This window comes from Oleiphilus sp. HI0067, assembly GCF_001635735.1.
The window spans coordinates 1-14,155 of record NZ_LWFI01001487.1; the positions used below are offsets into that span (position 1 = coordinate 1).

12 protein-coding genes and 1 pseudogene are annotated in these 14,155 nt (G+C 45.0%); 6 read left to right on the forward strand and 7 right to left on the reverse strand.

Annotation, left to right across the window (positions count from 1 at the left end; genetic code table 11):
* Positions 1-221: SDR family NAD(P)-dependent oxidoreductase (locus tag A3739_RS24165; RefSeq protein ID WP_156502806.1), on the reverse strand; the 221-nt coding region annotated here is incomplete at its 3' end.
* A 4-nt stretch (positions 222-225) separates the two neighbouring features.
* A complete protein-coding gene (locus A3739_RS24170) occupies positions 226-2,028 on the reverse strand; it encodes an acyclic terpene utilization AtuA family protein (protein WP_068481199.1) in 1,803 nt (600 codons plus the stop codon).
* A gap of 182 nt (positions 2,029-2,210) precedes the next feature.
* On the opposite strand from A3739_RS24170, the gene A3739_RS24175 reads away from it, so the two are divergent.
* Positions 2,211-2,840 carry a TetR/AcrR family transcriptional regulator gene (locus A3739_RS24175; protein WP_304439281.1) on the forward strand — a complete coding sequence of 210 codons (630 nt, stop codon included), beginning with the start codon at positions 2,211-2,213 and terminating at the stop codon, positions 2,838-2,840.
* A 37-nt stretch (positions 2,841-2,877) separates the two neighbouring features.
* Positions 2,878-3,123 (forward strand): DUF2970 domain-containing protein, encoded by a 246-nt coding sequence (locus A3739_RS24180; protein WP_068481202.1) that lies wholly within the window; start codon positions 2,878-2,880, stop codon positions 3,121-3,123.
* On the opposite strand, the gene A3739_RS24185 is transcribed toward A3739_RS24180, so the two are convergent.
* Complete coding sequence (locus A3739_RS24185; protein ID WP_068481205.1) at positions 3,082-3,711, reverse strand: hypothetical protein; 630 nt, start codon at positions 3,709-3,711, stop codon at positions 3,082-3,084. The genes A3739_RS24180 and A3739_RS24185 overlap by 42 nt on opposite strands.
* Before the next feature lie 229 nt (positions 3,712-3,940).
* Between A3739_RS24185 and A3739_RS24190 the strand changes: the two genes are divergently transcribed.
* The 4 genes from A3739_RS24190 to A3739_RS24205 all read left to right on the forward strand — a co-directional run bounded on the left by A3739_RS24190 (position 3,941) and on the right by A3739_RS24205 (position 11,083).
* A complete protein-coding gene (locus A3739_RS24190; RefSeq protein ID WP_068481208.1) occupies positions 3,941-6,421 on the forward strand; it encodes a S8 family serine peptidase in 2,481 nt (826 codons plus the stop codon).
* Between the two features lie 107 nt (positions 6,422-6,528).
* Positions 6,529-8,433 carry a DNA topoisomerase IV subunit B gene (gene parE, locus A3739_RS24195; protein ID WP_068481211.1) on the forward strand — a complete coding sequence of 635 codons (1,905 nt, stop codon included), beginning with the start codon at positions 6,529-6,531 and terminating at the stop codon, positions 8,431-8,433.
* 121 nt (positions 8,434-8,554) lie between these two features.
* Positions 8,555-8,794 (forward strand): DUF6316 family protein, encoded by a 240-nt coding sequence (locus A3739_RS24200; protein ID WP_068481215.1) that lies wholly within the window; start codon positions 8,555-8,557, stop codon positions 8,792-8,794.
* A gap of 180 nt (positions 8,795-8,974) precedes the next feature.
* Complete coding sequence (locus A3739_RS24205) at positions 8,975-11,083, forward strand: TRAP transporter large permease subunit (protein WP_082878589.1); 2,109 nt, start codon at positions 8,975-8,977, stop codon at positions 11,081-11,083.
* Positions 11,084-11,206: 123 nt separating this feature from the next.
* On the opposite strand, the gene A3739_RS24210 is transcribed toward A3739_RS24205, so the two are convergent.
* The 4 genes and pseudogenes from A3739_RS24210 to A3739_RS28965 all read right to left on the reverse strand — a co-directional run.
* Complete coding sequence (locus A3739_RS24210; RefSeq protein ID WP_068481218.1) at positions 11,207-11,578, reverse strand: response regulator; 372 nt, start codon at positions 11,576-11,578, stop codon at positions 11,207-11,209.
* A 113-nt stretch (positions 11,579-11,691) separates the two neighbouring features.
* The gene (locus A3739_RS24215; protein ID WP_068481223.1) at positions 11,692-12,696 is read right to left on the reverse strand and encodes a chemotaxis protein CheX; all 1,005 of its coding nucleotides are present in this window, start codon (positions 12,694-12,696) and stop codon (positions 11,692-11,694) included.
* Between the two features lie 18 nt (positions 12,697-12,714).
* Complete coding sequence (locus A3739_RS24220) at positions 12,715-13,287, reverse strand: hypothetical protein (RefSeq protein WP_068480413.1); 573 nt, start codon at positions 13,285-13,287, stop codon at positions 12,715-12,717.
* Positions 13,288-13,302: 15 nt separating this feature from the next.
* Positions 13,303-13,563 (reverse strand): annotated as a pseudogene (locus tag A3739_RS28965) (methyl-accepting chemotaxis protein); the annotation flags it as partial.
* Positions 13,564-14,155: the final 592 nt, after the last annotated feature.

Below are 14,155 nucleotides of genomic sequence, written 5' to 3' on the forward strand. Positions count from 1 at the left end.
CGAATATCGCAGGCATGTGCTTCAGCGCTGCCGCCGTCTTCAAGGATTTCTGCTTTTACGCTTTCGAGCTTTTCAATTTTCCGCCCAATGAGCACAACGTGAGCTCCAAGCTGCGCAAGTTCGTGGGCTGTGCAACGTCCGATGCCGCTACCGCCGCCGGTCACGATCATGGTTTTGCCTTCAAACAGGCCTTCTTTTAATACTGATTGATATCCTGACATCGATTTACTTCTCTAAACTTGCGTATATTTCTTGGGAAACCGGAATTGGGAACTCTAATAACTGTTGGCCGTAGGCTTTACCTTGTGGGTCGATGCGCAGACTTGCGACACCGCCTCCGCCAAGACTGTTTTCGAGTAGGAAATTCATTGCGCTGAATCCGGGCATATTCCAACGCGTTACCTTACCGGTTTTAGGATCTAAGGTATGTCGCATAAAGTTCGCGACAGCGTCACTGCTTAGTGCTGCTTTAATAAATGGCATATAATCTGGCTCTCTTGCGATCACGCCAATATTGGCATGATTGCCTTTGTCACCACTGCGAGCATAAGCAAGCTTGATTAACGGAACGGTGTGAGGTGTTGCTGTTTCGAGTGCGTCACCTACATAGTTTTCGCTCGGGCAAAGTGCTTCAAAGTCTTCATGAGGCAGGTTGACTGCGAGTGTTTGCTCATCCAACTTCACTGCAAGATCGACAGTCGACTTGGGAATCAAACATGAATAGAGGCGTATCTTCGGCCAAACAGTAGGGCGACCTCCGACAATGCCTGTAATACCCGGAGCCATGCCAGTTGCGGCTTGAGCAATTTCTTTTGAAAACAATACAAGCGACTTTTTGTCTGGGCTAGCGACAGAAATCTTCACAACAATCTCTCGACACATCTCAGCCTTGGCATGCTCGCCGTATGTGGCTTCAGAACCGAGTAGTTCGATACTGGTTTCCGAATAAGGTCTTAAGCCTTTTGCTTCGATCATACGTGAGGTTTTAGACAAAATGGCTTCGGCCACGGCTTGTGCTTTTGCTTTTGCATTGATGCCAGCAAGTAAAAATGTCACGGTACATTTAAAACCGTCGGGGTAGGTGGCCGATACTTTGTATTGATCAGTTGGTGCTTTACCTAGGGAGCCAGATACCCGAACGAGATTGTCTGCGGCTTGTTCTAGCTTCACTTGTGTAAAGTCACACACAACATCAGGAAGGATATAGTTTTCTGGGTCGCCGATTTCGTAAACGATTTGCTCTGCAACCGTTGCTGTTGTGACTAAACCGCCCGTTTTTTCAGGCTTTGTGATAACAAATTCTGCGTCTTGATCTATTTCTACAATAGGGAAGCCCATGTCATCAAACCCATCTTTGACCAGTTCCCAGTCAGTGAAATTACCACCAGTACAGTGCGCTCCACATTCGATAATGTGTCCAGCTAGAGAGCCTTGAGCGAGTTTGTCGTAATCGCTCCATGACCAATCAAATTCATGCATCATGGCGCCGAGAACGACTGCACTGTCGACTACGCGACCGGTAATGACAATATCAGCATCTTCAGCAAGAGCAGCCGCAATGGCTGGAGCACCCAAGTATGCATTCATACTTACGAACATAGGAGGCATAGGTGTGCCAGAGAACATTTCAACGACGCCTTGATCAGCGAGCTTTTTCTTTAATGGAAGGACGTTGTCTCCATCGACCATAGCGATCTTTAATTCGATACCCGCTTTTTCTGCTATCGCTTTTAATGCTTCTACGCACGCTGCTGGATTTACGCCGCCGGCATTACTGATCACTTTAATGCCTTGGGTTTTGATTTTCTCAAGAAGAGGTGCCATGACCGTCTTCACGAAGTCTGGTGCAAAGCCAGCGCTCGGATCTTTCATTTTCTGACCAGCCATAATCGACATGGTGATTTCTGCGAGATAGTCAAAAACCAAGTAATCGATGTTGCCTTTATCGACGAGTTGCTGTGCTGCGGTTTCGGTGTCACCCCAAAACGCTGATGCGCAACCAATTCTTATTTTTTTCGCTTCTGCCATTGTGCGTTTTTTCCTGTCTAAGACGGCGCTACTCGCGACGTGAAACTGAGTTAAAAAAGCAGATGAGATGGGTTACTCATTTTTGGTGTCAGCACCTTACCAAGCAAGTGCTTGGTTTGTAAATAGTTCGCAAGCTCGTTATTATCAGTTTTTTGTAAATACTTATTTCTAGGGAGTGGCTGGTGGCCGTTATTGTTGAACAAGAAAAACTTGATTTAGTCGATGATCTTGTCGAGCAAGGTGAGGTGACAGACCCTAGAACGCCTAAAGGACGATTGCTTGCAAAAGCGGCGAAGCTATTTCGTGTCAAGGGATACGAGCGTACGACGGTAAGAGACTTAGCAGCGGCTGTCGGCATTCAATCTGGCAGCATTTTTCATCACTACAAATCGAAAGAAGAGATTCTGTTAGCGATGATGAAAGAGGTTGTTATCTACAACACGCATTTAATGCGTCGCCGTATAGAAGAAGCAGACAGCATTGAGAGCAAACTACTCGCGCTCATCAAGTGTGAGATAGATGCGATCAACGGCGTAACTGGCGATGCAATGTCTGTTCTCGTCTATGAATGGCGAAGTCTTTCAGAAGAGAAGCAAGACTACATTCTTGGCTTACGCAGTGAATATGAAGGCATTTGGATGCAGACGCTTGAGGCTGCCAAATCAGATGGCAAAGTGCAGGGTGATACATTTGTCTTAAGACGCCTATTAACCGGGGCTATTAGTTGGACGACGACATGGTATGATCCAAAAGGGTCGATGGATTTAGATGCCTTGTCGGTAGAGGCACTCCATTTGGTGATTAAGCAGTAGCTTGTCGCTTATTGTTGATAATCGATAGGTGCTAAATATGTCTAAGCAAAAAGAGATATCGAGTGACCCAGATGCCAAAGGGAATGAGATGACCCTGTGGCAGACGACGCAAAGTGTTTTGTATGCAATGCTTGGTGTTCAAAAGTCGAAAAATGCCAAACGCGATTTCAGCAAGGGAAAAGCGAGTCATTTCATCATTATTGGTATTTTGTTTGGCGTATCGTTTGTGATTGCACTCGCGTTACTTGTGCGCTTTATTTTGAACCAAGTTGTTGTTTCGTAATCTGCAGCAGATCAGCCCCGCAAGTCCAAGAAGAAATAATCCAAATGAAGACGATTCATCGACCTTTGCGATAGGTTTTTGCACCGGGTTCTTTATTCCTTCGAGTTGAATATTGTCGAGATAGACCGTCTCGGTTTGGCTATTTACGTCAAGCGCAAAGCGGATAGATGTAATGGCAGCATCTGATAATAAAATGCTGGCGTTATAACTTCCTGCAGTTTCGAGGGTCGTTTCAAAGATAATGCTTTTCGCGGCCGTATTCATAAGTTCTACTAGCAATGTGTCGCTCTTTTCAGTGCTGCTTAGCACTTGCCAATCAAAGCTTAATTCAAGGCTTGCGTACTTATGCGTGTCGATGTCGATTTGAGCGAATGTGAATCCGGCACTAGGTATGTCTCGTAAACGAAGTCGTTCAAGATAGATTGCAACATCGTTGTCTTGCGCTTCGTTAGTAAGCCATGCAGGCCCAACATCGTCGCTATTGATGCGTGAAAAATCATCTTGAAAGATGATTGCGCTATGCGCGTTGGCAGAAATTAAGAATATGAACGTGCACAGAACTGCACGAAATGTGTTTTTCGTTGTCATATTTCATCCTTGAAATAGTGTTATGGTCGGCTTTCCCTTGCCTCAATGCATAGTAGCAATGGTGTTCAAGGGATCTCAAGACTGTAGTTGACGAAAATTTACTTAATTGAGCGATATTTATGATGTTTTGGCGATGCTCCGCAGAGATATTTTACTTGCTACTGCTAGACTCAAAATATAATGAGCAGCATGTATGTTGTTTCAATCGTCTTTTGAGTAGAACTAGATTGTGATTTTGAAGGATTGGTCTTTACAGGGTCGTATCGGTGAGTGGTGCATAGTGCTCGCTACTATGCTTCTGACTGCTTGTGGTGGCGGTAGCTCTGAGGCTGACGGCTCGCAAGGTATCAACGGCGGTTTAGTGGCAGGAGGTCCTTCTCAAGCGCGAACGATTTCAGGCACCCTTCGACTCACATCATCTATGGCGCAAGATTCTGACACGCAGGTCGCGGGCTCTTTCGCTATCAATCTCAATAACAATTCCTTTTCCCAAGCGCAGAGACTAAACAACCCTAGCTCTGTTGGTGGCTATGTCAGTGCAGCTAATGGCGCATACAGCAACGGGCTTTCTTTCGCTCGTGATGATAGCGATTTCTATTCCTTGCCATTATTGAATGGACAAACACTCTCGCTTGAGGCTTATCCGGCTGACACAGGTACAAACCAGTCTATTTACTTAAGATTCCAAGTCTTCAAATCGAGCAATCAAAGCGCGCCAGTTTTTAGTGAAGATATACGTTGGGCCAGACAAGTTGAATTTGTTGCAGATGAAGACGCCGAATACTATGTATCTTTACGCTCTATTGCCCAGTCTCCTGTTAATTATCACCTTCGCTCTTCACGATCGTTAGCTGCTGGTGAGAGTTTATCGCGAGCTGGTTATGCCAAGCTCGCATCAGCTAGGGTCAATATAGTTAATGCATTTGGCGAGGTGTCGCAGCTTGATGATGGAATTCATAGTGATTTAGCTAAGCTTAAAGCGCTGCGTCTAGCCTCTCAGTTGCAGGGGATGCGCGGTGTTGCTAATGCGGAACCGGATTATTTAGTGACTGCCTCAGGCTTATCAGTGAATGATAGTTTGCGTTCGTTTCAGTGGAATTTAGATCAGTTATCTTTTCCTGAAGCATGGCAGTTTGCGTCGGGGCAGGGTGTTCGAGTAGCTGTGATTGATACGGGTGTCGCACCTAGTCATGAAGATGTTCAATCCAATATCTTGTTCAGCGACGGGTATGACTTTGTATCGGACGTACTGAATGGTGATGGTGATGGTCGTGACGCGGATGCCACAGAAGTCGCTTTTGGAACCTTTCATGGCGCGGAAGTCGCTGGTGTGATTGCAGCAGACACTAACAATGCTAAAGGTATTGCCGGTGCCGCCTTTAATGCGAAAATCATTCCTATTCGAGTGCTAGGCAGTTCGGGAGAAGGATCTGCGTTTGATATTGCTGATGGTATTCGATACGCAGCGGGTTTGCGCACAACAGATGGTCGTCAGCTTGATGATCCTGCTGACATCATCAATTTATCGCTTGGTCTTAACATCAATAGTTTTGTCATTGAGGATGCGATACGTGATGCGGCAGCGACAGGTGTGATTATTGTTGCAGCCGCAGGCAATGAACAATCTGATCTCCCTTTTTACCCAGCTTACTACCCGGAGGTTTTTGGTGTTGGTTCCGTCAATCACACGGGATTTAGATCATTATTTTCTAACTTCGGTGACAACGTTGATGTCATGGCTCCCGGTGGTACAGACATTAATTCGATTTACTTTGATGGGGTGGATGATGACGTCATCACGCCAAGTAGATTAGATCGGTATGAGTTGTCGATCGGCACATCTTTCGCGGCGCCGCATGTTGCTGCGATTGCGGCGTTAATGAAGGAACTGGATCCATCTTTAGATAACGCTTCGTTTTTGCGTGCACTTGAACGTGGTGAATTGACTGAGCAAGGGGTACCTGAGCAATTTTATGGTGCTGGTTTGATTAATGCTCAGAAGGCGGTTTATGCGGCAGGCGCTGATCCTTTGAATGAGCTAGAGGTGTTTCCGTCTAATTTGAGCTTTGGTAACTATGCGAGCTCTGCAAGTTTGTTTTTAGGAAATGCAGGGTCGGATGATCTTACTATCGAGTCGATTTCGGCAAATGTTCCTTGGCTAGACATTTCCTTAGATAGTGTCGATGCGCAGGGCTTTAGTCGTTACGTGATTACTGTTGATCCCGACCAAGTCAGTGATCAAGCTCAGCAAGCAATGATACAAGTTGAGTATCGTTTGGATGGCGGGGTTTTGTTGAATGAAACGGTTCCTGTTTTCAAAGCAGCCGCTGATGTTGCTGGGCAATTGTCTCGGGTCTATGTGTATTTGTTGCGCAAACAAGAAGTGAATGCGGCTGCGGGCTCATATGACATATACAGGGCGCAGCGTTTTGATGATGTGAATGCGACGGCGAATTTTCAGTTCTTTGATGTTCCTGAAGGTGAGTACTACTTAGAGGCGAGTACGGATAGTGATGGTGATGCGCGTCTCTTCGACAAGGGAGAGGCGGTGGGTGCGTATCGCTTATCAAATAATGCTTCATCACTCGTTGTCGATCGCGACAGAATCGGCCTGTCTTTCGAGATTTCATATCAGAACGTTGCTGAACAATCTGGCTTCGCTAACACAATTGATCCGCAATTAGATCGAAACCTACGTTCTTCGCAATAGGCTTTGTTTCTTAAACATCCCCCATCTTAGTCCTTAGCTATTGGCGCAAGCGCCTTAATTGTTTAAGCTCTTGCGCAATTGTATTTCAATAGTTTGTCCTTCTCATTATGTCTGAAAGCTCATCCGCAAATAAGCAGTACACCGCTGATTCGATCGAAGTTCTTAGTGGTTTAGACCCAGTAAAAAAACGTCCCGGAATGTACACCGAGACGACGCGTCCAAACCATCTTGCTCAAGAAGTTATTGATAATTCCGTCGACGAAGCCTTAGCAGGCCATGCGACCAAAATAGAGGTTGTGCTGCACGAGGATGGCTCGTTGTCGGTTACCGATAATGGTCGTGGCATGCCTGTTGATATTCATTCCGAGGAAGGACTACCGGGTGTCGAGCTAATTCTTAGTCGATTACACGCGGGCGGTAAGTTTTCTAACGATAACTACAACTTCTCTGGCGGATTGCACGGGGTTGGGGTGTCGGTTGTTAATGCGCTCTCCACAAAACTTGAAGTCTTTATCCGCCGCGATGCTAAGTTACATCGCATTGCATTCGCTGATGGCGATAAAACCGATAGCTTAGAGGTGATTGATAGCGTTGGTAAGCGAAATACCGGAACAAAAGTGCATTTCTGGCCTGACGCTCAGTATTTCGATTCGGTTAAATTCTCTATTTCTAGACTTCGACATGTCTTGCGCGCAAAAGCCGTTCTATGTCCGGGTTTGCAAGTTATTTTTCAGAATAAGCAAACGGATGAGAAGGATGAATGGTATTACGAGGATGGCTTAAAAGATTATTTGGTTGCTGCGACAGATGGCTTTGAAACTTGTCCGAAAGTTCCGTTTACTGGGTCGATGGCTGGCAATAGCGAAGCGGTTGATTGGGCAATACAGTGGTTAACCGAAGGCGGTGAAATCACTCAAGAGAGCTACGTAAACCTAATTCCAACAGCGCAAGGTGGTACGCACGTAAATGGCTTTAGAACGGGCTGTTTAGAAGCAATGCGAGAGTTTTGTGAGTTTAGAAATTTATTGCCGCGTGGCATAAAGCTTGGCCCAGAAGATATTTGGGATAAAAGCTGTTTTGTTTTATCTGCCAAGTTAGGCGATCCTCAATTCTCAGGTCAAACCAAAGAAAGATTATCTTCACGCGAGGCTGCTGCGTTTATTTCGGGTGTAGTGAAAGACGCATTTAGCTTGTGGCTTAACCAACACACTGATGAAGCGGAACAGCTAGCGACGCTGTGTATTAGTAATGCCCAAAAGCGTATGCGAGCAAGTAAAAAGGTTGTTCGTAAGAAAGTGACTTCAGGGCCAGCACTGCCAGGCAAGTTGGCGGATTGTTCTGGGGCAGATGCATTGCGTTCAGAGTTGTTCTTGGTTGAGGGTGACTCTGCTGGTGGTTCCGCAAAACAAGCACGAGATCGTGAGTATCAAGCCATCATGCCGCTTCGCGGTAAGATACTTAATACCTGGGAAGTAGATTCTGCCGAAATTCTTGCCTCCCAAGAAGTCCATGATATTGCTGTCGCAGTGGGCGTGGATCCAGGATCAGATAATCTAGAAGGATTGCGTTATGGCAAGATTTGCATTCTTGCTGATGCGGACTCTGATGGTCTTCATATCGCGACACTTTTATGTGCTCTATTTGTACGCCACTTCAAACCACTCGTTGAAGCTGGTCATATCTATGTTGCGATGCCTCCTTTGTATCGTATCGATGTGGGTAAAGAAGTGTTTTATGCTTTGGATGAAGCTGAGCGCAAGGGTGTGCTTGATCGAATCGAAGCAGAAAAAAAACGTGGCAAGGTGAATGTTCAGCGCTTTAAAGGTTTGGGTGAGATGAATCCAATGCAGTTGCGTGAAACAACAATGGCTCGCGACACGCGTCGATTAGTTCAGCTAACAATCGATGATCATGCTCAAACTGTCGAAAACATGGATATGCTGCTTGGTAAGAAGCGAGCAGCGGATCGTAAGTCTTGGCTTGAATCCAAAGGAGACATGGCCGAAGTATAAGAGATAATTCGCGGCACTTGCGGTTCACTTAGATAAGGTTTGTGATTAGTGGCGTGGTATTCGTATTCGTGTTGTTTGATGCCAGCACAGATCAATATCAGGTAGACAAGGAAATATTGCAATGGAGTTTCGTAAAGGAGAAGGCGAAGCGACTTACTTTCGCTCTGAACGCCTTCAAGTTATTGATGGTCAGTATTACATTGCCACACGAGAGGGTGAAGACCTTGGTCCTTTTGGCACGAGAGTTGAGGCAGAGAGAGGCTTAGCGCGCTTTATTGAGGCAATTCAAGATCATGACAATTACAGGTTGGCAAAATCTGCGGCATTAAACGGCGCCTGGGCGACGAATAATTTTCGCTAGTTGGCCGCAACGCATATCATCTGTTGCGAGTTTTTCGGCCAGAATTATCATCCTTTAAAACGTGACGAAGTACTCGCTCTTCCTTATGTATCAACATCTTACTTAAGTTTGTTGGCACAATAGCTAGCAGTATTCAAAAAAGCTTTCGTTTGTATTAACAAAAATAATGACGAGTCAGTGATGAGCGATATTTCAGCTAATTCAGATCCATCTCCAGTTTCATCTTCTCCTTTTTCAAAATTTAAAAAGATATCTCAAGCTATTCTTACAGGAATTATTTTGCTGTTATTGCTCGGCACCATTACATCCGGTACGAGTGAAAATATGCATGCGCAAATGCTTAAACTTGGTGCATATTTGTGGGATGACTATTTTGTGTTGCGAGGCGATCGTCCGATTACGGAGTGTGACCCACAAGAAGACATAGACAGTCGCTTAGATGTTCTAGAGCAAGAGCATATTGCTGAAAATGAAGCGTTTTCACTGTTGGTTGATGATTTTGATAGAGACTCGGCACGAGAGTCATTGGTGCGACAGCTCAGGGTTTGTCAGAAGAAGCATGATGAAGCCGCTATTTACGATCAAAACCTTACTCCTTCAGTTGAGGTATTCCGCTCCTTGGAGCACGTGTTTGCTGACATTAGTTTGTTTGCGATCGCGCATCAGAAGCTGACCTTAATAAGTCTATTAATGCTCGCCACGATTGTGGCAACCGCTAAGCGCAGCCATATTGCTTTTAGAGCGGTTCACCATTTTAAAGATCACTATATTTCGACTACGGCGCAGTTTATTTCTCATGTCGGCCTTGGCGTTTCTGGGTATGCCTTCTACATCGGGTCGTTGAATTCAGGAACCGAAGTGACCAATCCAGAGTTGTTCTTTGCGCTCATGGGAGGCTGTGCGGTGTTGTCTGCGATTAACGTCTATCAGTTCTTCACTCCGCGTCGTGATGAGTTAGAAGAGGGTGGTGGATGGCTGCGCTCCTTACTTACGATTCCAATTCAAACCTTCATGTTACTCGCAGCGTGCTTTCATTTCTTTATTACAGAAGGTCATTTGCCGGGCATCGCTATTTATTTCACGCAGATCTTCCAGCTCACCAATCTTCATTTGGCGATTGGTCTTTATATTCTTGCCGGCATGATGCTAAAAGAAACACTTCTAGGTGCGAAGTTGTTTGATGTATTCCGTCCTTGGAAGCTTCCGCCCGAAATGATGGCATTTGTGGCAATTGCGTTGATGGCATACCCAACGGCTTACACAGGAGCCTCAGGTATCATCATTATCGCTATGGGTGCAGTGGTTTATCAGGAGATGCGTCGTGTCGGTACGCGCAGGCAGTTGTCACTTGCCGTGACCGCGATGACTGGCTCTGGTGTTGTATTACGCCCTTGTTTGTTGGTCGTAGGTATCGCGATTCTTAACAAAGAGGTCGTGACGGACGAGCTGTTCCATTGGGGCTTTAGGGTGTTCTTGTTAAGCATGGTGGTATTTGCTGTATTTGCATTGATTACCAAAAAAGAGCCTTTGAATCCTGCGCCGGTGAGCGAAGCATTGATGCCGTCTTTAAGACTTGCGAAGCCCTTGATTCCATATATTGCTATTTTGGCTGGTACCTTAGTTGTTTACGCCTATTTGCTAGATACCTATTTGGATGAATTTTCTGCGCCGATCGTTTTACCTGTGCTGGTAGCCATTGTGTTGATCTGGGAGAGAAAGTTCAGTTCAGACTTTGAAGAGCGCAATAAAACGGCTATGGCCGCACCGACAGTGTCGTCGGCGTTTCATAAGGCTGTAGATAATTCTGCTATTCAGATTGGTGCTTTGCTAATGCTGATGGCGTGTTCATTTACAGTTGGCGGCATCATCGAGCGTGGGGGCGGCGTACTAGAAATTCCAGAAGTATTTGAATCGCAATATGCTGCAATGATCTTTATGGTCTTGTTCTTAGTGCTGATCGGAATGGTTATGGATCCGTTCGGTGCGTTGATTTTGGTGACGGGTACCATCGCGCCGGTAGCTTATGCTCAAGGGATTCATCCTATTCACTTCTGGATGACCGCATTGATGGCGTTTGAGTTGGGTTATTTGAGTCCGCCAGTGTCATTGAATCACTTGTTAACGAGACAGGTTGTTGGTGATAAAGAGGTGACATTGGCATTACAAGAAGGTGACACTTTCTACTATCGTCATGAGCGTATTATCTTGCCATTACTCGTTATGGGGACAACCTTGATTCTTGTGGCATTTGGTCCGCTTATTTACTTTGAGTTTTATCCATTGCCATAGTGCTCTATATAGAGCAGGGAAGTAGAGCTTTATTGTTACGGGATTAAGTACTTTTCCCTTTATTTGGAACATAAAAAAACGGCGCTAAAAGCGCCGTTTTTTTATGTCTGGGTGTTTGGCTCGTTATGCTGCGCCAACTAACTTTTTGATGCTACCAACAACATTGTCGCCTTTGAATGGCTTAACAATCCAGCCTTTTACGCCAGCCGCTTTGCCGCGAGCCTTCATGCGTGGGTCGCTTTCTGTTGTGAGCATAATAATATTTACGCCTTGGTTGTTAAGGTCGCTACGTACCTTTTCAGCCATGGTTAAACCGTCCATGTTTGGCATGTTCACATCTGAAATAACGAGCTTAATTTGACTGTCGCGCTGTAGCTTATCAAGACCGTCTTTACCGTCTATTGCTACTTCTACACTTAGGTCATTAGCGGCTAAAAAGCTGCTTACTTCGTTACGTACAGTTGCTGAATCATCAACTACTAGTATTTGTGCCATGATGCTTTCCTCGCGTTTGCTTCTGCTGAAAGGCCAAGCCTTTCTTTTTCTTAATTTTATTAGTACTGCTTAATTTTGATTATAGCTGTTTCGCTGTAAGTGCAAGTTATTGTTTAAAAAAACTCCAATTCGCCGTTATCAACGAATTCATCGACCGCTTTTTCACTCTCTGCGAACTTCTCTGGAGACCAGCTCAAGTTGAAGATTAGGCGCTGGTATAAAGTAATGTCCGGGAAGCGCATTTGCGGGTCATGCAAAGTAAACTTGAAGCATAACTGCGGTTCTGTTGAGCCGAATGAAATGTGCTTGCGTTGGTGGTTGACCATGATAGGGACTTGTGTGCGAAGGCCTTCGCTGCTGACTTCATTTGTGAAGTAGCGTGAGCGAATGCTTCCCCAGATCAGGTTTGTTGCTTCGTTGAGAATGCCGTTGCTATCGCGCGAATCTGGTTGCGTTTTTTCAATATGAGATGCGCCAGATCGAATTAGGTCTAATACTTCGTTTTCTGTTGTTTGAAGCATCATATAGCCACGGCACCAGTCGCTCTCTAGCGGAATTAGGCTAAACAGCTCTCCGTATATAATTTGATCTTTAACCAAGTAGGGTAGATCGTTACGTACTTCTACTCCCGGAATGATGCTTTCAAATGCTTCCTTAGATAGATCAATCACACCGCTAGCAAGCTCTGCAGGGTAGTACATGCTGCAGATATAGTTGTCGACAAGTTCATTGAGTTTGTCAGCTTCTTCGACTTGGTAGCAGCCAGCTAGAGCTTCTTGAATTGATGGAGGAAGGTCATCCATGCTATCGGTATGTTCACGACGCATAAAGATAGGAAGTTCAGGGCGTGCTCTATGGATCTTTGTGCATAGCTTCAAGCCGCTAACGCCATTTAAATCTTTGGCTTCTGATAAAAATACAGCACCTAAATCTACGTTTGATGCCATGACTTCGCTAATTTCGTTAGAGGCGTCGCGCAGGCCAATTGTGTTGTTGCCGGTGCAAACCTTTAAACCAATAAGGTTGTGCTTTGTGCATACATCTTTCAATACACTTAGGGCGTCATCATTGCATTCGTGTACTAATACTTTACTGACAATCTGTGTTTCTTTTGTCATTACTGCCTCTTCTTATATTTAAAATAGCTCTAGTTCACCGCACTCGGTGTCTTCAATTTCTTCTTCTGCAAAAGAAACTGGCTTAATCTCGTAATTCAATTCTTCTTTGTTGCATACGTAAACGCTGCATTGAAAAAGTGTTTGTCCATTTATCTCAACATGTTGGTGTGCTTCATAGCTTGGTCTTTGAGACAGCATGTATTTCATGCTGCCAGCTTCTAAGCGATTCGGCGTAGACATGCCAAGGCTCGGAATAAATGCGTTGATTCCTCTTTTGATTGAGCCACACAAGGTGTTGCCAAGCTCACCAATAAAGTCATAAAAGCGTTCGTCGCCTAGGCTTTCGCTTGTAGCATTCAGCTTTTGCGCTACGTAAGCACGGCTCTGATCGTCGTGATTGAGATGAATCAGCGTGAGCACACGAAATTCCTGAGAAGAGATCGTGAGCATATAAAACTGTTCGAATTCTTCGTGCGTTGAGTGGTTAGTGTCACTGCTGACTACATCGATGCCTTCACTTGAGTAGTAGGTTTCATCCATCGCAGATTTGAATAATCGCTGAATTTCTCGGTTGAAATCGAGTTGACTCATCTTCTATACCTCTCGTTATGCTACTTGCACGCGACTAATGAGGTCTTTCACAATTTCATTCGTTGCAGATACATCTGTCAGAATCATTTTTCCGCCAGCTTGAATGTCTTGGAATGTTGTCGTGGTTAAAAAGTCATTCTTGTTAAGATTTTCTTTATAGCTCTCACTGAGCTCTTGGCTGCGCATGGCAAGGCTTCGTACTTCGTCAGCAACGACAGCAAAGCCTTTGCCATGCTCTCCAGCGCGCGCAGCTTCAATCGCGGCATTCAAGGCAAGAATCACAATCTGCTTAACAATGTTGAAGAACTCTTGGTTTTGATGATGCATTTCGGCGTTGTGTTCCATCAACTGTGTCAGGCTTTCGTGCCAGCGTTCAAACGTCACTAGAAGGTTGGTTAGTTCTGCCAAGTCTTTCTCTACGTGCTCTAATTTTTCTGTGAGGAAGAATTGCTCGCGTTCGTGTTCATGGCGAAGAGATTGAATCTGCGCTTCGTAGTTCTGTGCGAGCTCGTTCTTTTCGTTTAGAGAAAGTTCTTTGGTATGTGCTAACTCGTGCTCTAGCTCTGCATACTTGCTATTCATACTTGCTTGATCAAGTTTGAACTCTTGTTTGAGGGTATCGAGTTCTGAGGTCTCAATCATTGAGCTGATGCTGTTTTGTAGTGCGCTGGTCTCGGCTACTTGTGCTGAGAGCAGCTTGCTTGTCTTGATACTCTTTACAGCTAAGAAAATAATAAGAGCAATGCTTACTACTAATGCAGAAACTAGAATTGTGGTCATGGTTACTCGCTGAACTGATAATGAAGCTATTGTTTTTTATTTTGCGCGTTTTTTATTTTTTTACGGTTATAAAATTAGCCTAGCACTA